Consider the following 22,795-nt stretch of genomic DNA (forward strand, 5'->3'; position numbering starts at 1 on the left):
AAATGCAAGTAAAAGGAGTCGTATGCTTGTCAAATTGTTTCTAATAAGCCTACTGTCAATTAGTCAGGTAGTTTTCGCTCAATCAAATAGCATTGAATCCGTTTCTGCTAATCGGCAAGGAATTAATACTATCGTCAAAATTGGGCTAAAGAATCCATTGATCAAATCTCCTTTGGGATTTTCTGTCACAAACCCAGCGCGTATTGCGCTCGATTTTGCGGATACAACTAATACAACTGGCAAGTCTATAGTTGATGTAAACCTGGGTGAGCTTCGTAATATTAATATTGTTGAAGTGGGGGGGCGTTCGCGGTTGGTTTTTAACATGAATAAGCCGCTTAACTACGCAACTACAGTTGAAGGAAATATTGTTATAGTAACAATAGATGGCTCTGGTGGAATTGCGACAGCAGTAAATTCTAGTGGGCTTCCTGTTACATCCGCTCCTTCAGTTGTGGCTAGACAAAATATTCGAGATATTGATTTTCGTCGGGGTAGTAACGGTGAGGGAAGAATCGTAATTGATTTGCCAAGTAATCAAGTCGCAGTAGACACGCGTCAGCAGGGGCAGAAAATTGTTGTAGATTTGTATAAAGTAGGATTGCCTGAGATATTGCGTAGACGCCTAGACGTTGGTGATTTTGGTTCCCCTGTTCAAACAGTCACCGCTGCAACTGAGGGAGAGAACGTCCGTATCACTATTGAGCCGAAAGGTCTTTGGGAGCAGAGTGCTTATCAAAGTGATACGCAATTGGTAGTCGAGGTCAAGCCAATTAAAGAGGATCCAAATAAACTAACTCAAGGAACGCAAGGTTATCGTGGTGAGCGGCTATCGTTCAATTTTCAAAACATTGAAGTTCGAGCGTTATTACAAATTATTGCCGAATTTAGTGGTTTAAATATTATTGCGAGCGACACTGTAAACGGTAGCGCAACTTTGAGATTGAAAGATGTTCCTTGGGATCAGGCTTTGGATATTATCATGCAATCTAAAGGTCTGGATATGCGTAAAAATGGTTCAGTGATGTGGATTGCACCAAAAGACGAACTACTCACTAAGGAAAAGTTGGAATTGGAGCAAAAAGCTCAAATTGCAGAATTAGAGCCATTGAAAACGGAATCTTTTCAACTCAATTATCAAAAAGCAGAAGCCTTTAAATTAGTCTTTGGCGTGGACGGTTCTAGTACCAACCGACTTTTATCAAAACGAGGAAGTGCGGTTATAGAGCCTCGCACGAACCAATTATTTGTGACTGATACTGCTAGTAAAATTGAGGAAGTTCGCAAATTAATCCAAAAAACAGATATTGCCTCCAGGCAAGTTCTAATTGAGGCACGCATAGTTGAAGCTGATGACACGTTTAGTAAGAATTTAGGTGCCAAATTAGGCTTTACCGATTTACGAGGTTTAAACGGAGGTGATGCAGGCTACCAGTTAAGCGGCAATCAAAGAGTTGCACTGACTGGTAACTATTTGGGTGTTGGCGAGCAAACAGGTCAGGCTAAAGTCACCGACCAAAGTTTCGTTCCTAATTCACAATTCGTTAGTTTGCCAGCGGCAGGGATTAATGGTTTGAATCCGGGTAGTTTAGCTATTAGCTTATTTTCTTCAGCCGCAAATCGTTTCTTAAACTTAGAATTATCTGCTTTAGAGGCAGATGGTAACGGCAAAATTATATCCAGCCCACGCATTGTTACTGCAGACCAATTACCTGCTCATATCGAACAAGGTACCGAAATCCCATATCAAGTGGCAACCAGTAGTGGTGCGACCTCGATTTTTTTCAGAAAGGCTACGCTAAGTCTGGATGTCACTCCTCAGATTACTCCGGATGGGAATATTATTTTAAACGTTGATGTCCACAAAGATAGTCCAGGAACAGAAACCAGAAACGGTATCGTAATTAACACTAAACAAGTTAAGACTATGGTACTGGTAGAAAATGGCGGCACCGTTGTTTTGGGAGGCATTTTCACCCAAGAAGAGCGTGATGCGATTACTAAAATACCTTTTTTGGGTGACATTCCGTTACTCGGAAACCTCTTCAAAACCACAGGACGTACTAATAATAAAACCGAGTTGTTGGTCTTTATTACACCAAAGGTACTTGCTGAACGTACCAGTACCAAATAGCTAGTAACTAACATTGCGGTAAGCTTTTCCACACAGATTTTCGTTTAAAGTCATTAAAAACAAGGGTGTTACATGACGAAGTTAATTCGCACAATTTTTATATTCCTGTCATTGGCCATCTTATCCGCATGCGGAGGCGGTGGGGGATCTGCTGGTAACACTAGTGGCGGCGCAGCATTATTTGTGTCCGCGGGAACAACTGTTCTGATTTCCCCTGGACAGAGCCAAACATACACAATCGGTGGTGGTGTGCCCACTTACACCGCAACCACAACGTCCGGTGCGGTGAGTGTTTCTGTTAACGGCACTGCGTTGAATGTGACAGGAAACGTTGGCGGAGGGAAAGCGACGGTTGTAGTGAAAGACGCAAAAGGAGCTTCGGTCTCGTTTGACGTAACCGTCGGATCTGGATTAGCTCTGTTTACAACGGCACCAGCAGCTGTGGCTGTAGGAGTAGGTGCTACTTCATCTTCATATTCAATTGGCGGTGGTAGCCTAGTTTATGCAGTAACTAGTAGTAATACAGGTGTAGCAGCAATTGCGGTAAATAATCGTAATAATAGCCAATTTGTAATTATCGGAGTGTCGGCTGGTACTGCAACTATTTCGGTCGTTGACTCACATGGTGCAGCGGTTACTATTACTGTAACTGTTGGGACTACTAGTACCGTGACACCATTATTTACAACCGCTGCGTCCGCGATTGTTATCCCAACGAACAGTGTGTCCACATTTACTATCGGTGGTGGTACGGCCCCGTATTTCGCTAGTAGTAGCAATACGGCCGTTGCAACTATTAATATTAGTGGTAATAACTTAACAATTAATGGATTGGCTGCTGGTAGTGCTACCGTCGTAGTTAGTGATACAGCCGGTACCCAGGTAAAAATAGTGATCACTGTTGGTAATGGTGGGGTGGTAGCAGCACTTTTTACCACTGCACCTTCCGCGGTAAACCTATCAACTAACGCAGTCATTACTTTCACTATTGGTGGCGGTTCCGCGCCATATCTCGCAAGCAGTAGTAATTCAGCGATTGCAACTGCAAGTGTTAGCGGTACGACTTTATCGATAAGCGGACTTACAGCAGGAGTTGCCAAAATTGTTGTTAGTGATGCTGCAGGTACTGCGGTAGCAATAACAGTAACTGTTGGCACAACAAGTACGGTAACTCCACTCTTTACCACCGCGGCGTCTACTATTGTTGTGTCCACTAACAGCGTATCTACATTTACCGTGGGTGGCGGCGTAGCGTCGTATTTTGCTAGCAGCAGTAATACCGCAGTTGCAGCGGTAAACCTTACTGGCAATACCTTGACAATTAACGGATTGCTCGCAGGCAGTGCTACCGTTGTAGTCAGTGATGCGGTTGGTACGCAAGTAAAAATAGGTGTTACTGTTGGCAATGGCGGAGTAGTAGCTGCACTCTTTACTACCGCACCTTCTGCCATAAACCTACCAACCAACGCAGTCACTACTTTTACGATTGGCGGCGGATCCGCACCGTATTTTGCGAGCAGTAGTAATTCAGCGATTGCAACGGCTACTGCTAGTGGTACGACTTTAACTGTGAATGGACTGACGGCAGGAAGTGCCAAGATTGTTGTCAGCGATGCTGCTGGTAATGCTGTAACAATAACCGTAACTGTTGGTAACGTTGGTGTCGTACCGCCACTATTTACTACCGCGCCTTCGGCTATAACACTTGCGAGTAATGCGGTTACTGCTTTTACAATTGGTGGTGGCACTGGTCCATATTTGGCAAGTAGCAGTAGTGCATCAGTTGCAACCGCTAGCGTGAATGGAACAACTTTAACAATCAACGGGCTTTTGGCAGGTACCGCAAAAATTGTTGTATCAGATAATGTAGGAGCCTCTGTTTCTATAACAGTAACCGTAGGGAATATCGGTCCTATTACTCCACTTTTTACAACGGCGCCCTCTACAATTGTGGTGGGAATCAGTGCAACGTCGACCTTTACAGTCGGTGGCGGTACTCCTCCTTATCTTGCAAGTAGCAGTAATAGTTCAGTTTTAAGTGCAAGTCTGACTGGAACTACCTTGAACCTTAAAGGATTGTTGGCGGGTACTGCAACTGTTTTAGTAACCGATGCTACTGGTACTCCGGTGAGTATTGCGGTAACTGTAGGTAGTTCAGTCCCTTCAATACCGTTGTTTACTTCTGCAGTGTCCACAATTTCTTTAGCAACAAACAGTTCGTCGTCGTTCACTATTGGTGGCGGTACCGCTCCTTATTTAGTTAGCAGCAGTAATGTAGCCGTTGCAAACGCTGCAATAAGCGGAACTAATTTAACCATTAACGGATTTAGTTCAGGAACTGCAAAAATTGTTGTGAGTGATACTGCTGGTGCAACTGTAACAATTACGGTGACTGTTGGAAGTTCTGGAGCTACGGTGCCTTTATTCACTACTGCAGCTTCTGATATTGTTATATCTGCTAATGGGACTTCAAACTTTACTATTGGTGGTGGTTTAGGTCCTTACTTAGTGAGTAGCAGCGCACCGTCTGTGGTTAGTGCTAGTGTAAGTGGCAGCGCATTGACCATCAATGGATTGATTGCTGGTACATCCAAAGTTGTCGTAACAGACGCAAACGGCTCTGTCGCCACCATTAATGTATCCGTTACCAGCACTACGCAACCATTGGTCACTACAGCCGCATCTGATATTGTGGTTGCAATTAATAGTTCATCTACTTATGCAATTAGTGGCGGTTTGGCTCCTTACTTCGCTAGCAGTAGTAATACATCTGTTGTTGTGCCAAGTGTTAATGGATCTACTTTAGTAATTAATGGGTTACTAGCTGGAACTGGAAAAGTTTCTATCAGAGATTCTAGCGGTTTGACGATTAGTATTAACGTTTCTGTAGGTAAAGGAGTTCCAGTTACATTATTCACATCCGCTCCAAGTATCATAACGATCGGTCAGGGAGCGTCGCCTAATTACACAATTGGTGGTGGCACAGCGCCTTACACTGCTGGTAGTAGTAATGTGGCTGTTGCGACTGTTACTCTGGCGGGATCTTCTTTGGTGATTAATGGTGTTGCACCAGGTACAGCAAATATTGTGGTTACTGACAACGTTGGTGCGACAGTCACTATTGTTGTCACGGTAATTGCAACAACCAGTACTACGCTAACAGTTTCTCCATCGACAGTAATTGCTTACGCAGGTGATACATTAGCTTTTAGAATAGATGGCGGCTCAGCACCTTATAGTGTTATCTCTAATAATTCGGCAATAGCAACTATTCCCAATAATTCAGTTTCTGCTAGTGGCGGGACGTTTACCGCGTTCTTAGCTAAGCCAGGATCTGTCAGTATCGTAGTTGCAGACGCCACTGGATTAACACAGACTATTAACATTACAGTCAACGTAGCAATTAGTAATATGTTCCTTAGTCCTAGTGATTGGTCGATTAGTGAAACAAATAACAGTACCGTCAATTTAGCTATTAAAGGTGGTAACGGGCCATTCCAAGTATTTACAACTAACACAATACTCTCAAGTGTATCTGGTACCTTACCTCAGGCATCAAATGTGTTAACGTTTGATGGAACAACGGTAGGTGTAGCGATAGGCTCGCAGGGAACTCGTTGTGTGTCCTCCGATACGGTAATTTCCATTGTCGTAAAAGATAGCCTAGGTCAATCTGCAACAAGCAATATGACAATCAAAGATAAAAACGGTGGAGCCGGTTGTTAATTAATGTATTGCAGGTATCCTATTTTTATGAAGTTGTAATGTGTCAAAAAATATATTTCTAGTAGGACTAATGGGCTCGGGCAAAACTACAGTTGGCCGAGTCCTTGCAAAAAAGCTCAACAAAGTATTCATTGATTCTGACCATGAAATCGAGGCGCGCACCGGCGTCTCGATTCCGGTTATTTTTGAGATAGAAGGTGAGATTAGTTTTAGGCAACGTGAAGCGGATGTTATTCGGGATCTGACTGCGCAAGATGGCATTGTCTTAGCTACCGGTGGTGGTGCTGTACTGGATCCTGCCAGCCGTAAGTATTTGCAAGAGCGTGGGACGGTCATTTACCTACGCGCCGGTATCAATAGTATTTTGCAGCGTACCCGGCATGACAAAAATCGACCTTTGTTGAGAACGCTCGATCCTCGTAAAAAACTCGAAGAACTTGAGGCTCAGCGTGAGCCTTTATACAAAGAGATCGCCCATCTGGTGGTAGAAACCGGGCGTCCTAATGTACAGTTCTTGGTGCAATCGATTCTGACTCAGCTTGAGCAGAGTGCCGCCTCATCAAATCAATCCAGCTTCTCTATGCAGCATCAACAACTATTCCAAACGCTGAATGTCAATTTGGCTGAACGCAGTTATCCCATATTGATCGGGCAATCGGTTTTGTCTGACCGGTCAATTTTGTCTCAGCATATACCCGGTGATCGCGTCGCGATCGTGACTAACACGGTGGTCGCGCCTCTTTATTTAGCAAAAATTGAGCAACATTTACGTGACTTGGGTAAGCAATTTATCAGTATTATTTTGCCGGATGGCGAAGAGCACAAAACCTGGGCCAGCTTAATGCTGGTGTACGACGCCTTGCTAGAGGCTAAGTGTGATCGCAAGACAACGATGATTGCTCTGGGCGGTGGTGTGATCGGTGACCTGACCGGGTTTGCAGCATCCTCATATATGCGCGGTGTGCCGTTTATTCAAATCCCGACGACCTTATTGTCTCAGGTCGATTCTTCTGTCGGCGGTAAGACGGGGATTAATCATCCACTTGGCAAAAACATGATTGGCGCTTTTTATCAGCCACAAGCCGTAATTACTGATACATCTACTTTAACTACCTTGCCGGATAAAGAATTGTCGGCAGGTTTGGCGGAAGTGATCAAACATGGCGCGATTATCGATGCAGAATTTTTTACCTGGATAGAATCGAATATCGAAAAGCTGCGGGCTAAAGATCCGGTCGCGCTTGCTTACGCGATTTCGCGCTCATGTGAGATCAAAGCAGACGTCGTGCGGCAGGACGAGCGCGAAGGCGGTTTGCGTGCCATTCTCAATTTCGGCCACACTTTTGGACATGCGATTGAATCAGGCTTAGGTTTTGGTACTTGGTTGCATGGTGAAGCCGTTGGTTGTGGCATGGTGATGGCAGCCGATTTATCTTGCCGGCTTGGATTGATCGATTACGTCAGCAAAGTCAGGATTATTAATTTGATTGAAGCCGCAGGCTTGCCGACTGTTGCACCTGATTTAGGCGAAGAGCGCTGGTTAGAGTTGATGGAAGTAGATAAAAAAAATGAAGGCGGTAAGATCAAATTTATTCTGCTTAAACCACTAGGGTCGCCTTTGATTACGACAGTACCAAAAGAGAAGTTATCAGAAACCTTGCGTCACTGTATTCAATAATTAACGATGTTCTCCGACGCTCAACTCGCCCCTTACGCCGCACAATCTGCGACTTCCCGCGGGCGGCGTCATACCGAAGCTGCATCCAGTTCACGCTCTGAATACCAGCGAGACCGTGATCGCATCATCCATTGCACCGCATTCCGGCGTCTAGAATATAAAACTCAAGTGTTCGTTAATCACGAAGGTGATTTGTTCCGAACTCGCCTGACACACAGTCTGGAAGTGGCGCAAATTGCCCGCTCCATTGCGCGCAATTTACGTTTAAACGAAGATTTGGTCGAAGCGATTTCGCTTGCTCACGACCTGGGTCATACGCCCTTTGGTCATGCCGGGCAGGATGCGCTCAACGCCTGCATGAAAGAGTTCGGCGGATTTGAGCACAATCTGCAAAGTCTGCGGGTGGTCGATACCTTGGAAGAGCGCTATGGCGCTTTTGACGGATTAAACCTGACATTCGAAACTCGTGAGGGCATCCTCAAGCATTGCTCACTCAATAATGCCAGCAAATTAGGGGATGTCGGACAGCGGTTTTTAGAAAAAAAACAAGCGAATCTTGAGGCGCAACTAACTAACTTAGCAGATGAAATAGCCTATAACAATCATGACATCGACGATGGTTTACGCTCCGGTTTGCTATTGGAATCGCAACTGATAGAGTTGGATTTTTATGGCAGATTTCGTGCCGAAGTTGCTGTTACTTATCCTGGCATTAGCGGACGTCGTGCGATCTCAGAAACCATACGACGGATGATTAATGCTTTGATCGTCGATTTGATTACTACGTCCGAGCAGCGTATTCGGGATTGTGCGCCGCAGTCCGTAGATGACGTGCGTGATGCCGATCCCTTGATTTCTTTTTCCGATACCATGCAAAAACAGGCAACGGTGCTCAAGCAGTTTTTGCATCACAATCTATATCGCCATTACATGGTGAACCGCATGGCAAGCAAGGCGCGCAGAGTCGTGACAGATTTATTTAATGCCATGATGGATGAGCCGATTTTGTTGCCACCAGATTACCAGATTAAACTCGCTGAAAAAAATCCGCAGCAAAATGGCGAGCCGCAAGACGACCTGCGGCAGGCACGCAAGATCGCTGATTACATCGCTGGGATGACCGATCGTTATGCCATGCTGGAGCACCGCCGTTTGTTCTCTGTAGACGAAGTTTAATGTTCTCTGCAATGCAAGCACTGGCTGCACTTTCTTTTGCATAGTTGCACCTTGGACTATGGCTCAATTCAATACGGTGTGCAGCTTCTCAACATTGAATTTTTGCGTAATATGATACAACTTCGTACGCAGATACTCTTCCCTGTATATTTTAATCGTCCAAAGATTATCTGGAAAATCAAGGGATTTTAAAGAAAAAATCGGGGAGTATGTTATTTTGGCTTTAATTTTTACCTTGATTCTAGTTTCTAATCAAGCGTTCTTCACAGTTAAATTCATCGCGCATAAGTCCCTCGCTATTACTAGCTAGCTACCACGCCAGTTCGTCCGTCTTCCACTACAAAACTAGCAAGCTTGGTGATCCCAGAATCGACCTGGCTAACATCGTCCAGTGCCATAAAATGTGTGGTCATTTGCTTGGGTGTTAACTCAAGCAGCATATAACCACGCTTATCGCTGCGTCCAAATTTGATATGCGGATTTTGTGCTACCAGCTGATCTGTCCGTTCTTGCGGGCGTGAGCTGGAGGTGATCGATGTACCACAAAATTCGGTCGCTAAAATAGGGTTGCTAGCCGATGCTTTGCTGTAAAAATCACGCTTTAGATTGGCTGCATAAAACGTATGCACGTCGCCAGAAATCACGACAGGATTTGCTATTTGATACCGTTGCAAATCGCTAAATAGCCGCTGGCGTGCGACAGGATAGCCGTCCCAACCATCGGTCCAGAACTTGCCGTCACCTTCTTTTGTTACCGGTATCTGGCTTGATTGCGCCATTAAAGTTTGTTGTGTCAGAACGTTCCATTTTACGGCAGAAGTAGCAAAACCTTGCGCCAGCCATTTCTCTTGATCTGCCCCGAGTAAGCTGCGATTCGGGTCCAGCAATTCTTTACATTCCGCATTGCTTACGACGTTAGAGCCGCCCATGCCAGGTTTGGGGCAAGCATGATGCGAGCGATATTGGCGATCATCCAGTACATGAAAGCGTGCCAATTTTCCCCAATCGTAGCGCTCATAAATGCGCATCGCAGCAAAGCGACCAGCCTCACTTAACAGACTGTTTAAATTCGGCAGGCGGACCGGCATGTGTTCATAAAAAGCTTGATAGGCAGCCGCGCGTCGCAGTAAAAAATCGGGCGACAAACGCTCGTCTCTGTCATTGCCATAATCGTTACTAACCTCATGGTCGTCCCAAGTCACAATCCACGGTGCGACCTGATGAGCAGCTTGTAAATGGGGATCAGTTTTGTACTGCGCATACCTATTGCGATAACCGCTCAGCGTCATACTCTCAATATCCCGCCGACGTGGTTTAAGTGGATGAGTTAAATCGTAAGGACCCCATTCATAAATGTAATCGCCTAAAAAAATCACAAGGTCAGGGTAGGCTGCCGCGATATGTTTATGCCCGGCGTACTCACCAAATTCCCAATGCTGGCATGACGCTACTGCTAGTCGCAAACTCGATGGCATCGCCTCGGCAATCGGTGCCGTCCGGGTGCGGCCGACTGGGCTAACCGCATCCCCCAGCATAAACCGGTACCAATAATTACGTTCTGGCTGCAGGCCGACAATATCAACATGTACACTATGCGCTAACTCTGGCAAAGCGGTGTGCTCACCTCTGCCAATGACATGATGAAAGCTCTCATCTTCAGATATTTCCCAGCGTACTTTATAGGCGATAGGGGCCAAGGCGACTGCATTGAGCGGATCTGGCAACAGGCGTGTCCATAGCACCACGCTATCTGAGCGCGGTGAGCCAGATGCAACGCCAAGGTTGAACGGGTATCCGCTAATTTTATCCGCAGCAAAACTGCTTAATGTGCTGGACGACAGCGCAGCAAACGCGCTCAGTCTTGCAGTCTGATGTAAGAATCTGCGACGTTTCAGATCTAATGTCGCGTTCAATTTGCTGTCCGATTTATGGTTAGATTTGTATTTAATTTAGCGCGCAGATTGGCTCAGTGCGTCGATGTATTCTAACGGAGGAATCGTGCGAGGTTTTCTATCTTCACCGGTAGCTACGTAGGTCAGAAGAGCCTCAGTCACCTTAACCGTCGTAGCTTGCAGACGATTGCGTTCAGCAAATACTTCAACCGATATCGTGATGGAGGTCTTGCCCACCTTAACGACTTCAGCATAAATTGACAGCAGATCACCGACAAATACCGGTTGCTTAAATAGAAAAGAATTTACCGCAATCGTAGCCACGCGGCCATTTGCGCGACGTGCGGCAGGGATGGCACCAGCGATATCGACCTGCGCCATTATCCAGCCACCAAATACGTCACCGTGCACATTGGCATCGGCAGGCATTGGCATGACGCGTAATTGCGGCATACCAGGCGGGAGAGTAGTTTTATTTGATTCAGACATGCTATTTCCTTTCAACGATACAATTGTCCAGATAATAAACCAATCCGTAAGCAAAAAATGCGCCGTAACAATTCTTCTCCCCCAATATCTTCTGCTAATCGTTCAAGTGCGGATGTGCCCAAAGTCACTCGCAGCGATTGGACGACTGTTAAAACATTATTGCCTTATCTGTGGGCGTATAAATGGCGTGTTTTATTGGCATTAATTTTTTTGGTCGGTGCCAAACTTGCCAATGTCGGTGTGCCATTAATTTTGAAACAACTGATTGATCGGCTGACGATTACACCAGCACATCCTGCGGCGATGTTGGTCTTGCCTCTAGGTTTATTGGTTGGGTATGGTGCATTGCGTTTATCCACAACTTTATTTACGGAGTTACGTGAGTTTGTCTTTGCAAAAGTCACACAGCGCGCCGTGCGCACGATCGCGTTAAAAGTTTTCAGGCACCTGCATGCCTTGTCTTTACGCTTCCATTTGAATCGCCAAACCGGCGGTATGACGCGAGATATAGAGCGTGGCACACGCGGCATTTCTTCTCTGGTGTCGTATGCTTTGTTTAGCATTTTTCCGACTTTGTTAGAAATCAGTCTGGTCTTGATTTACCTGTCGACCCATTACGATATCTGGTTCTCACTGATTACTGCCAACGCCTTGGCCAGCTACATTACGTTCACGATTTTGGTCACTGAATGGCGCACGCATTTCCGTCGGACCATGAATGAACTTGATTCCAAAGCCAGCACCAAAGCGATTGATTCTTTACTCAATTATGAGACCGTTAAATACTTCGGTAACGAGAATTACGAAGCCCGTCGCTACGATGAGGGCTTGCAAAGTTATGAAGTTGCTGCCGTCAAATCACAGACTACCCTGTCCTTACTGAACACCGGTCAATCGCTGATAATTGCCAGCGCCGTAACGCTGATTTTGTGGCGTGCAACCCAAGGCGTGATCGACGGGAAAATGAGTCTTGGTGACTTAGTGCTGGTGAATACTTTTATGATTCAGTTGTATATACCGTTAAATTTTTTAGGTGTTTTATACAGAGAAATCAAGCAAAGTCTGGCCGACATGGAAAAGCTATTTTCGCTACTCGATCAACACCGTGAAGTGGCAGATCAGGATGATGCCAAGGCACTCCACATTGATCATGGCAAGGGCGGTGCGATCCAATTTTCTCAGGTCAATTTTAGTTATGAGACTAATCGCCAGATCTTGTTTGATATCGATTTTACAATTGTCGCAGGCACCACTACGGCGGTAGTGGGTCATAGCGGCTCTGGCAAATCAACGCTGTCTCGTTTGTTGTTCCGCTTTTACGATATCCAGAGCGGCAGCATTCACATCTATGGACAAGAAATTCGCAGCATCACCCAAAGTTCTTTGCGTAACGCTATTGGCATCGTGCCGCAAGATACCGTTTTATTTAATGACAGTATTGAATACAACATCGCCTATGGTAAACCAAGCGCTAGTCGTGAAGAGGTGATTGCCGTTGCACGCGCCGCATATATTCATGATTTTATTGAAAGCCTGCCGGACGGCTATGCCACTCCAGTCGGAGAGCGTGGATTGAAATTATCTGGCGGTGAAAAACAACGCGTAGCCATCGCCCGCACGCTACTCAAAAATCCTTCCATCATGATTTTTGATGAAGCAACCTCGGCATTAGATTCTAAATCGGAGCAAATGATACAAATGCAGCTCAAAGAAATTGCCAAGACACGCACCAGTTTAGTCATTGCACATCGCCTCTCTACCATCATCGACGCAGAGCAAATTTTGGTCATGGACAAAGGTCGCATCATCGAGCGCGGCACTCACCAGCAATTATTGGCGCAAGCCGGCGCTTATTCTCAAATGTGGGAAAGACAACAAAATCGCCCGGACGAGTCCGAGGATGACGAACTTGATGATCAGCTAAGTGATGGATTGAATAACGAGCAGCTGAATAGGGGTCTCAATACCCGCAACGAGACCACGCCAGCATGATCCGGCGCCTATTTTTAAGATGTCGCTAAGCCAAGCAAGCAACTCACTACGGAAATCTGGATAAGCGCACAGTAACACTCTTTAAAGCAGCACTTTTTAGATAGACTTTTAACTGTACCTGCGAACTGAGAGCTGAGAAATGAAATTGCTAATGTTGCTTAGATTAACTTAATCTTGGCTTAAAAATAATACTCGTAGTGGGTATATTTTAGTTGTCCATGACTTTGCTGCTTTATAAGATGTTTTTAATAAAAATAATAGGGAGTATATTAAAATCACTGCATCTTCAGGTCATATTAAGCTAAGCTATTGCCGTTCCGATATCAACTAGTTGTCGCAAAGCATTGTCGGCACAGAGTTTGCTACAGGTAGCTTAGAACTGACTCAGCTCGCGTCGGCAGATGCAATAAACAATGGTCATGGCTTAAAGGTATTCTGGCACAGAGGCAAAATTGCGCAGCGCAACAGCTTATCTGGTCCGTTCTAAAAGTTTTTAAATCGTCTCAAATTCAAGATTTAATTTGTAAATAATCCCCCTACTATGGGGTGGAATTATCCCAGGCTCAGGAGAAATAATGAAAGTACCAACACAAAAGCTGATGTTTCCCGCATTACTGCTGGCCTTACTCGTAAGCGCCTGCAGTCGCCAGGTAGAAGTCAAGATCGGTGTCGTGGCACCTATGACAGGCTCCTTGGCGCACAACGGCCAGGACATTGCCCATGGCGCGCAAATCGCGGTGGAAGAGCTAAACGAGGATGGTGTTTTTATTAAAGGCAAACGAGCGCACTTCAGTCTGGTGATTGAGGACGATAAAGCTTCCGCCGACGAAGGCAAAGCTGCGGCCCAAAGGCTAGTTGATGCGGGTGTGGTCGCAGTGTATGGACATTTTAATTCGGGCGTCACGATTCCGGCCGCGCCGATTTATGCCAAGGCGGGTATTCCACAAATGTCGGCATCGACTAATCCCCAGTTCACCCGCATGGGATTGTCTACAGTGTTCCGTATTGGTGCAGATGATATCGAGCAAGGCGCGACATTGGGGCGTATTGCGACCGAGAAGCTAAAAGCCAAAACCGTATTCGTGGTCGACGATGGTTCTCTCTTTGGCGTCGGCTTGGTGGCCGAGGTGCTGAAGATGCTCGATGCAAAAAAAATCAATTCTGGCAAAGAGTCTGTTACACCAACCACAGTCAACTACAGTAGCTTAATGAAAAAAATTACCGATCTGAATCCAGAGGTAATTATTTATGGCGGTGACGAACCGGTGGGTCTTGGTTTGTTGAAAGAACTGCGTACCAACGGCTCTAACGCCAAATTTTTGGTAGGTGATGGTTTATGTGAAGGTTCCACAATCAAAGCTGCTGCTGGCAACGCAGATCGTAATTTCTTCTGCACGGTAGCGGGTGTGCCGCCGTCTTGGTTGTCCGGCGGGGCTGCTTTCATTCAAAAATATCGTGCCAAGTATGGCGAGCCAGGTGCCATGTCGCCGATTTCTTATGATGGTATCCACGTATTTGCACAAGCTATGCAAAAAGCAGGTTCGATTGATCCTGCGGTATTTGTCCCCGAGCTCAAGAAAGATTCTTTTGACGGCAAAATCCAAGGCACTATCGAGTTTGATGCAAAGGGCGATATTAAAGACGGTACGGTCGTCATTTATGAATCTGTCGGTGGCAAGCTCACTGAAGTGAGCAGCATCTTTTAATAAGCTTGATCAGCTACACCATTAAAATAGCAGGAAATAAGTTGCACAAATAAGGATGCCACATCATTGAGTTGAATCTCATCGTGTGGCGTTTTTTTTGCCAGATGATCGTCAATCAGCATAAGATACTGCTATGGAAACCAAATGGCTGGAAGACTTCGTCTCTTTGGCTGAAACCAATAGTTTCAGCCGCTCCGCCGAGTTGCGACACGTCACGCAACCGGCTTTTTCACGTCGCATACAATCGCTGGAGGCCTGGCTGGGCAGCGATCTGATTGATCGCACTTCTTACCCCACCAGATTAACCCATGCGGGTGAGATTTTTTATGAGCAAGCCATCGCTATGCTGGGGCAGATCAACAATGCGCGCGCGCTATTGCGAGGTAAGCGTACTACTACGCAGACCACAGTTGATTTTGCTGTACCTCACACTTTATCCCTGACCTATGTACCAAAATGGCTGACCGGACTGGAATCTGCTTTTGGTGAAATCAATAGTCGCTTGCTTGCACTGAATGTGCATGATGCCGTGATGAGTCTAGTGGAGGGTGGCTGTGATTTGCTGCTGTGTTATCACCATCCGCGCCAACCTTTATTGCTGGACTCTGGTCAGTACGAGATGATTAGCATGGGTTCTGAAGCACTGCGCGCCTATGCTCGTTGCACTAAAGCTGGTCTGCCAGAATTTAGCTTGCCCGGCACAGAACGTTCGCCTTTACCCTTTTTGGCGTACGCCAATAATGCTTATTTGGGACGCATGGTGGACTTAATTTTAAACGACGCCCGTATTCCTTTACATTTTGAAAAATGCTACGAAACTGATATGGCCGAAGGTTTAAAAATGATGGCTTTGGAAGGACGAGGTGTGGCTTTTTTGCCCGAGTCCGCAGTCAGTCGTGAGCTAAAGCAAAAACAATTAGCGCGTGCTGATGGTGGGTCTAATGCGTGGGAAGTGGAGATGGAAATCCGTCTCTACCGCGAGAAACCTTCTACCCAGCGCCCCGGTAAATTAATCGTTGGACGGCTTTGGGATTATCTGGCGCAATTGCACGGCGCTCATAGCGGAGCGGAGCTGAAATTCGCTAAGAAAATAGTCAAAAAATAAGCTGAATCAAAAGAACTGTAATGCGTCAATATGAAAAATAATTGCCGGACCTGCGATGTGTCTGGCAAGATTTTTGTCAGGTTTTAGCACTACTATTTGGTAAAAAAACTGGCTTAAATATATCTATGCATTTTCTGCATACATACATGCAAACAAAGCATTGGCGACAGCGAGATCAGTTGTCCTACACTGCATCACGTTATCGGAATGCCGCTTTTAAAAAACGTTTTAAAGTACAAATGATGGGTCGCAATGGGTCGCAATTTGTCACATTAAGTTCGTGTTTTAGAGATCAACAAGTTCTGGTCGTTAGTATTGAACGTCGAATATCGTTAACTCATTTAATTAAACAAGTCAGTCAAACAAGTCAGGAGACATACCATGTCCAGCCAACACCAAATACCATCTTATCTTACCCCTCATGAGACAGGTCCTTGGTCCGTTTATTTAGAGCAAATTGATCGCGTCACCCCTTATCTCGGACACTTATCGCGTTGGGTAGAAACCCTCAAGCGTCCTAAGCGTATTCTCATCGTCGATGTGCCTATCGAACGCGATGACGGTAGTATTTCTCACTTTGAGGGCTATCGCGTACAACACAACACGTCCCGCGGCCCAGGTAAAGGTGGCGTGCGTTTTCACCAAGATGTGACCCTGTCAGAAGTGATGGCGTTGTCTGCTTGGATGACGATTAAGAATTCTGCTGTCAACGTACCATACGGCGGTGCTAAAGGTGGTATCCGTGTCGATCCAAAAACACTCTCGCGTGGCGAACTGATGCGTATGACGCGTCGTTACACCTCAGAGATCGGCATCATCATCGGACCGGATAAAGATATTCCTGCGCCAGACGTCAATACCAACGAACAAACGATGGCGTGGATGATGGACACCTATTCCATGAATGAAGGTCGCACAGCTACCGGTGTAGTAACGGGCAAGCCAATTTCACTCGGTGGTAGTTTAGGTCGCCGTGAAGCAACCGGACGTGGTGTATTCGTAGTCGGTTGCGAAGCTGCGGCAAAACGTAATCTAAATATCGCCGGTGCGAAAATCGCAGTCCAAGGTTTTGGTAACGTTGGCGGTATCGCCGGTCGTTTATTTGCAGAAGCTGGCGCAAAAATCGTTGCTGTACAAGATCACGGCGGCACCGTATTCCACTCGTTTGGCTTGGATGTGCATAAATTGCTCGATCATGTGGCAGCCGTCGGCAGCGTTGCGGGCTTTGAAGGTGCAGAAGCAGTTTTGCCGAATGAAGATTTCTGGGGCGTTGATTGCGACATCCTGATCCCGGCTGCCTTAGAACAGCAAATCACGGAAGCCAATGCCAACAAGATTCGCGCCAAAATTATTCTGGAGGGTGCAAATGGCCCAACTACGCCCGTCGCCGATGATATTTTGCGTGATAAAGGCGTATTGGTCGTGCCTGACGTAATTGCTAATGCCGGTGGTGTGACGGTAAGTTATTTTGAATGGGTACAGGATTTCTCTAGCTATTTCTGGCAAGAAGATGAGATTAATCAACGCCTGACAAGGATCATGAAAGAAGCCTTTAACGCAGTATGGCAAATTACTGAAGAAAAAGATGTCTCTCTGCGCACAGCAGCGTTTATTATTGGTTGTTCTCGAGTTTTGCAAGCACGCGAAGTACGTGGTTTATATCCATAACATTAGTAAATTGTTTGAATTAAGTCGTCCGTATTAATTCGTTAGTATCAATCCACTATCAGCTAAAAAAATAGCGATAGTGGAAAAGTAACATCCATCAATCGTTTATTCGTTGATGGGTGTATTTTCATATATGGCGCAGTTAATTTTTTTAGATCGTCTCGTGTTTGTGGCACGTATTTTGCTGTTGTTTTTGCTGTGTGGATAATTCTCACTGGTTCCGCATCGCGACAGGAATAATGTTTTGCGAGGTTTGCTTTTTTTATCTGTTTAAAAGTATCTTCGCAGTTAGGTCAGTACATCCTCATATCCTGAGCTTTACACAGAAGTAATTTCTTTCTCACCAAGGGAGCCAAGATGAAAGTCAACTGTAGTATGAGCAAAATAATTGTTTTTAGTCTCTTAAGTTGGGGCGTTACGTTTTCAAGTGTTGCCGATACACTTTCTAATATTAAAGAGTCGCAGACAATTACGATTGCAAACCGTGAGGCGTCTTTGCCTTTTTCGTATTTATCTGAAAATAAAAAACCGATAGGCTACTCGATTGATATCTGTTTGAAGATTGTCGATGCACTAAAAAAAGAACTTAAGCTTCCTCAATTAAAAGTCAATTATTTGCTGGTCACAGGTAGCACACGTATTCCAAGTATCGTGGAAGGTAAAGCTGATCTGGAATGTGGTTCTACTACCAATAATACTGAGCGTCGCAAGCAAGTAGCCTTCTCCATTCCTCATTTTTTTGCTACCTCCCGTATGTTGGTCAGGGCAGATTCTGGAATAACTAACTGGACTGATCTTAAAGACAAAATGGTTGTGACTACCAAAGGTACTACTTCAGTTAAATTGTTAAACGACCGTGATAAAGTTCGTTCGCTAGGATTGAAGTTGCTTGAGGCGAATGACCATAACAACTCTTTTGCGATGCTTGAATCGGGACAAGTGGCAGCGTTCCCTATGGACGACGTCTTGTTGTATGGCTTAAGAGCGAATGCCAAAGATCCCAGTATGTTTGTGATTGTTGGCGACGGACTTTCCACTGAGCCGTATGGCATTATGTTGCGTAAAGATGATCCTGCATTTAAGGCTTTTGTTGACCGCCAAATTAGTAATCTGATGTCTGACGGCGAAATTACAAAACTGTATTCAAAGTGGTTTCAACAACCGGTGCCACCTAAGTCGATAAATTTGAACATGCCAATGGGTCTGTTATTGCGCGATACCATTCGTTTCCCATCCGACAAAGTGCCGGATTAGACATCCAGATTGAGCTGATAATTTAAGCTTATAAATTAGTGTGAAGTTATAAAAAATGAGAAAAGATGTGTTGCTGAAATAGATCAAAAAATTCGTTCAGCGACCTGTCTTTTACATGCAACTGATGAGTAATATTACGTACCGTTTTAGAGTAGAAAAACGTTTTATGTATAGGTGGTTTTGGTAAACTCGTTGTGCAATATTTTCGATGTAACTTTTGGAGACTGTATGAAATTATCGACATTATTTTCTGTTCTGGTAACTGCTGGTGTAATCGTAGGATCTGTGGGCGTAGCACAAGCGCAAGAAACTGGAACACTGAAAAAAATTAAAGAAACAGGCACGATTACCCTCGGTGTGCGTGACTCTTCCATTCCTTTTTCTTACCTCGATGACAAACAGTCATATCAAGGTTATTCGGTTGATCTGTGCCTCAAAGTGGTCACAGCAATTCAAAAACAATTAGGTTTGACGGCACTCAATGTAAAACTCAATCCAGTAACTTCTGCCACACGGATTCCTTTGATGGCAAACGGCACGGTCGATCTGGAGTGCGGTTCCACTACTAACAATGTAGAACGTCAAAAGCAAGTTGCCTTTGCACCGACGACTTTCGTTACTGCAAATCGTATTTTGTCTAAAAAATCATCTGGTATCAAAACCTTGGCAGATTTACGTGGCAAATCTGTTGTGTCAACATCAGGTACGTCTAACCTCAAGCAATTGACCCAACTTAATGCAGATCAAAATCTGGGCATCAACATTTTGCCAGCCAAAGATCATGCTGAAGCGTTCCTGATGGTAGAAACTGGTCGCGCTGTCGCTTTTGTCATGGATGATATTTTGTTGGCGTCTTTAGCAGCGAATTCCAAAGCACCTGCCGATTATGAAATCAGCAAAGAAGCGCTGTCAGTCGAGCCGTACGGCATCATGATGCGCAAAGATGACGCGCCATTCAAGGCTATCGTTGATAAAGCGGTTGCTAATATTTTGACCTCCGGCGACATCAACCGCATTTATCACAAATGGTTCTTACAGCCAATTCCGCCTAAAGGTATTTCTTTGAACTGGCCAATGTCTGATCAATTCAAGGCAGTAATTGCAAAGCCAACGGATTCTGGCGAGCCATCAGCCTATGCTGCTGTTCCTGAAGCGCAGCAAGCGGTATTGAAAAAGAAAAAGTAATTTTATAAAAATATGAAATGAGCCATTGCATGACGGGAGGCATCAAGCCTACCGTCATGTTTTAGTTAAGACTTACGCAAAATTGCCTAGACTCCGTTGCGCCACCTTGCCGTACACTTTGTACAGCTTTCGTTGATGTCGCCTTTCAGGACAATTTTGCGTAAGTCCTAACAACATTAAATGGTTAGCCATTTTGGAAGGGACAGAAATGAACTATAACTGGAACTGGAATATCTTTTGGGAGGCAGCGCCAGATGGCGGCGGCACCTATTTTGATTCATTGATCTCGGGTATGTTGTGGACCTTAGCGACCGCAGCCTTAGCTTGGATCATCGCGCTTTTTTTAGGCGCTGTCATCGGCACCATACGCACCGCACCGAATAAATGGGCCGCGCGTCTTGCCAATGGGTATGTGGAATTATTTAGAAATATTCCGCTACTGGTACAAATGTTTTTATGGTACTTCGTCATGCCAGAACTGGTGCCGACGGAAATGGGTAACTGGCTGAAGTCGTTGCCAAATGCACCGTTTGTCACTGCGGTATTGAGTCTGGGTTTCTTTACCTCGGCACGGGTTGCTGTACAGGTATCAGCTGGTATTAATGCCTTACCTCGTGGCCAAAAAATGGCTGGTACTGCCTTAGGTTTAACGCTGCCACAAACTTATCGCTATATATTATTGCCAATGGCGTTTCGCATTATTTTGCCTGCGCTCACCAACGAATTAGCCGCGATTATTAAAAATAGTTCTGTCGCATTGACCATCGGTTTGATGGAGTTGACTGCCAGTGCACGCTCAATGCAAGAATTTTCTTTTCAGGTATTTGAAGCGTTTAGTGCTGCTACGCTGATCTATTTAATGGTATCAGTGATTGCGATCATGCTCTCTAATTTGCTGGAAAAGAAAACCGCCGTGCCAGGGTTTATTACCTCCGGCTCTGCTAATGCGGGAGGACATTAATCATGTTTAGTAATTTTGATTTTGATGTCATTCAGCGTTCTTGGGTTTATCTGTTTAAAACAGGGATGTCGTTCACGCTAGAACTGACATTTCTGGCGATGACTGGTGGTATCGTTCTTGGTACTTTGTTGGCGATGATGCGCCTGTCCAGCATTAAGCCGATCAAATTTATCGCCACGACCTATGTCAATATCATGCGCTCCATTCCTCTGGTGCTGGTGATTTTCTGGTTCTATTTCCTGGTGCCTTATCTTGGTGCGTGGATTATCGGTTCCAAAGATCCTGTGCAAGTCGGTGCGTTCTCTTCTTGCTTGATTACCTTCGTGATGTTTGAGGCGGCCTACTATTGCGAAATTATGCGCTCTGGTATTCAGTCGATCCCACGTGGACAAATCTGGGCTGGCTATGCCATCGGGATGAACTACTGGCAGACCATGGGCAACATTGTTTTGCCACAAGCCTTCCGCAATATGATCCCGGTTTTGCTGACACAAACCATCGTCTTATTCCAAGACGTATCGCTAGTTTATGTACTGTCGATTCCTGATTTTGTCGGCGCCGCTTCTAAGATTGCACAACGTGACGGACGATTAGTAGAAATGTATTCCTTTGTTGCCGTTGTGTACTTCGCTCTTTGCTTTGCATTGTCGGCACTGGTTAAAAAATTACAAGAAAAAGTCGCGATTATTCGCTGACCAATTACTTATTTAGATAAAAACATTTTAAAGAACGTTAAAAAAACGTTTGGAGAAGATCATGATTAAATTAAATAACGTCAGCAAATGGTACGGTCAATTCCAAGTATTGACTGACTGCACTACGGAAGTCACTAAAGGTGAAGTCGTTGTGGTCTGCGGTCCATCTGGTTCTGGTAAATCTACCTTGATTAAAACTGTCAATGGGCTGGAGCCTTTCCAAAAAGGCGACATCACGGTGGATGGTATTTCTGTTGGTGATCCAAAGACCAATTTGTCCAAATTGCGCGCGCGCATCGGGATGGTATTTCAGAACTTTGAGTTGTTTCCGCATTTGTCGATTCGTCAGAATCTGACCATTGGCCAAGTCAAAGTCTTGGGGCGCTCAGAAGAAGAGGCGACAGAAAAAGGTCTTAAATATTTAGACCGCGTCGGCCTGATCGCGCAAAAAGATAAATTCCCTGGTCAGTTGTCCGGTGGTCAGCAACAACGCGTAGCGATCGCCCGCGCATTGTCGATGGACCCGATCGCCATGTTGTTTGATGAGCCAACTTCTGCGCTCGATCCAGAAATGATTAACGAGGTGCTGGATGTTATGGTGGGTCTGGCGCAGGAAGGTATGACGATGATGGTCGTAACGCATGAGATGGGCTTCGCCAAAAAAGTCGCCAATCGCATCGTCTTCATGGACAAAGGTTTGATTGTAGAAGATTGCGCCAAGGATGAATTCTTTAATGCGGCCCGCTCTGAGCGTGCACGTGATTTCCTGGCTAAGATTATTCACTAAGTTCGGTACTGATCCCAGTTTGTAATGCGGCTTTCTAAGTAATAGATTTAACCCAGATTTTCCATTGGAACAGCGACAAGTGTGCCTTTGGCGGACTGACTGGCTAGACGCGACGACGACGCAAGCTGCATCTTGCTAGGAGGAGCAACAACGCTAGGCAGTTCGCCAAAGGTGTAATTGTTGCTGTAGCGTTCGCACCCAAATCGCGGTCGTGCTGTCCCGCTGAACACCGCATGCCCTCTGCGTTTTTTGCGAAGTAGTAGCGGTCTAATGGAAAATCTGGGTTTAATATACTCCCCATTTTATTTTTTAAAATAACCGAATTGCCCAGAGATTATCTGGGTGAT

Annotated in this window: 16 protein-coding genes; 13 read left to right on the plus strand and 3 right to left on the minus strand. The window is 45.4% G+C overall.

Annotated features, from left to right (window positions below):
• Positions 1 to 22: 22 nt before the first annotated feature.
• The 4 genes from QN395_RS06895 to QN395_RS06910 all read left to right on the plus strand — a co-directional run bounded on the left by QN395_RS06895 (position 23) and on the right by QN395_RS06910 (position 8,714).
• The gene (locus QN395_RS06895) at positions 23 to 2,134 is read left to right on the plus strand and encodes a type IV pilus secretin PilQ family protein (RefSeq protein WP_322121639.1); all 2,112 of its coding nucleotides are present in this window, start codon (positions 23 to 25) and stop codon (positions 2,132 to 2,134) included.
• Positions 2,135 to 2,206: 72 nt separating this feature from the next.
• Positions 2,207 to 5,860 carry a hypothetical protein gene (locus QN395_RS06900; protein ID WP_323492295.1) on the plus strand — a complete coding sequence of 1,218 codons (3,654 nt, stop codon included), beginning with the start codon at positions 2,207 to 2,209 and terminating at the stop codon, positions 5,858 to 5,860.
• A gap of 70 nt (positions 5,861 to 5,930) precedes the next feature.
• On the plus strand, positions 5,931 to 7,538 hold the full coding sequence (aroKB, locus tag QN395_RS06905) for a bifunctional shikimate kinase/3-dehydroquinate synthase AroKB (protein ID WP_322121638.1): 1,608 nt from the start codon (positions 5,931 to 5,933) through the stop codon (positions 7,536 to 7,538).
• 6 nt (positions 7,539 to 7,544) lie between these two features.
• On the plus strand, positions 7,545 to 8,714 hold the full coding sequence (locus QN395_RS06910) for a deoxyguanosinetriphosphate triphosphohydrolase (protein ID WP_322120201.1): 1,170 nt from the start codon (positions 7,545 to 7,547) through the stop codon (positions 8,712 to 8,714).
• Positions 8,715 to 9,016: 302 nt separating this feature from the next.
• On the opposite strand, the gene QN395_RS06915 is transcribed toward QN395_RS06910, so the two are convergent.
• Positions 9,017 to 10,627, minus strand: a complete 1,611-nt coding sequence (locus tag QN395_RS06915) for an alkaline phosphatase D family protein (protein ID WP_323492294.1) — start codon at positions 10,625 to 10,627, stop codon at positions 9,017 to 9,019.
• Between the two features lie 36 nt (positions 10,628 to 10,663).
• Positions 10,664 to 11,095 carry an acyl-CoA thioesterase gene (locus QN395_RS06920; protein ID WP_322120199.1) on the minus strand — a complete coding sequence of 144 codons (432 nt, stop codon included), beginning with the start codon at positions 11,093 to 11,095 and terminating at the stop codon, positions 10,664 to 10,666.
• Positions 11,096 to 11,152: 57 nt separating this feature from the next.
• Between QN395_RS06920 and QN395_RS06925 the strand changes: the two genes are divergently transcribed.
• Entirely contained in the window at positions 11,153 to 13,087 is a 1,935-nt protein-coding gene (locus tag QN395_RS06925) for an ABC transporter ATP-binding protein/permease (protein ID WP_323492293.1), read from the plus strand.
• A gap of 575 nt (positions 13,088 to 13,662) precedes the next feature.
• On the plus strand, positions 13,663 to 14,793 hold the full coding sequence (locus tag QN395_RS06930; protein WP_322120197.1) for a branched-chain amino acid ABC transporter substrate-binding protein: 1,131 nt from the start codon (positions 13,663 to 13,665) through the stop codon (positions 14,791 to 14,793).
• Here the strand turns inward: QN395_RS06930 and QN395_RS06935 are convergent.
• Positions 14,790 to 14,915 carry a hypothetical protein gene (locus QN395_RS06935; RefSeq protein WP_323492292.1) on the minus strand — a complete coding sequence of 42 codons (126 nt, stop codon included), beginning with the start codon at positions 14,913 to 14,915 and terminating at the stop codon, positions 14,790 to 14,792. The two genes, QN395_RS06930 and QN395_RS06935, sit on opposite strands and share 4 nt — an antisense overlap.
• 11 nt (positions 14,916 to 14,926) lie before the next feature.
• On the opposite strand from QN395_RS06935, the gene QN395_RS06940 reads away from it, so the two are divergent.
• The 7 genes from QN395_RS06940 (at position 14,927) to QN395_RS06970 (ending at position 22,448) form a co-directional block, all read left to right on the plus strand.
• On the plus strand, positions 14,927 to 15,898 hold the full coding sequence (locus tag QN395_RS06940; RefSeq protein ID WP_322120196.1) for a LysR family transcriptional regulator: 972 nt from the start codon (positions 14,927 to 14,929) through the stop codon (positions 15,896 to 15,898).
• A gap of 381 nt (positions 15,899 to 16,279) precedes the next feature.
• Positions 16,280 to 17,566, plus strand: coding sequence for a Glu/Leu/Phe/Val dehydrogenase (locus QN395_RS06945; protein WP_322120195.1), 1,287 nt, complete (start codon positions 16,280 to 16,282; stop codon positions 17,564 to 17,566).
• A gap of 357 nt (positions 17,567 to 17,923) precedes the next feature.
• A complete protein-coding gene (locus tag QN395_RS06950) occupies positions 17,924 to 18,820 on the plus strand; it encodes an amino acid ABC transporter substrate-binding protein (protein WP_322120194.1) in 897 nt (298 codons plus the stop codon).
• Between the two features lie 228 nt (positions 18,821 to 19,048).
• Positions 19,049 to 20,005, plus strand: coding sequence for a transporter substrate-binding domain-containing protein (locus QN395_RS06955; RefSeq protein ID WP_323492291.1), 957 nt, complete (start codon positions 19,049 to 19,051; stop codon positions 20,003 to 20,005).
• Positions 20,006 to 20,213: 208 nt separating this feature from the next.
• Complete coding sequence (locus tag QN395_RS06960; protein ID WP_322120193.1) at positions 20,214 to 20,966, plus strand: amino acid ABC transporter permease; 753 nt, start codon at positions 20,214 to 20,216, stop codon at positions 20,964 to 20,966.
• A 2-nt stretch (positions 20,967 to 20,968) separates the two neighbouring features.
• The gene (locus tag QN395_RS06965; protein WP_322120192.1) at positions 20,969 to 21,661 is read left to right on the plus strand and encodes an amino acid ABC transporter permease; all 693 of its coding nucleotides are present in this window, start codon (positions 20,969 to 20,971) and stop codon (positions 21,659 to 21,661) included.
• A 61-nt stretch (positions 21,662 to 21,722) separates the two neighbouring features.
• On the plus strand, positions 21,723 to 22,448 hold the full coding sequence (locus QN395_RS06970; RefSeq protein ID WP_322120191.1) for an amino acid ABC transporter ATP-binding protein: 726 nt from the start codon (positions 21,723 to 21,725) through the stop codon (positions 22,446 to 22,448).
• Positions 22,449 to 22,795: the final 347 nt, after the last annotated feature.

It is taken from the genome of Undibacterium sp. RTI2.2, assembly GCF_035018705.1.
Lineage (GTDB): Bacteria > Pseudomonadota > Gammaproteobacteria > Burkholderiales > Burkholderiaceae_D > Undibacterium.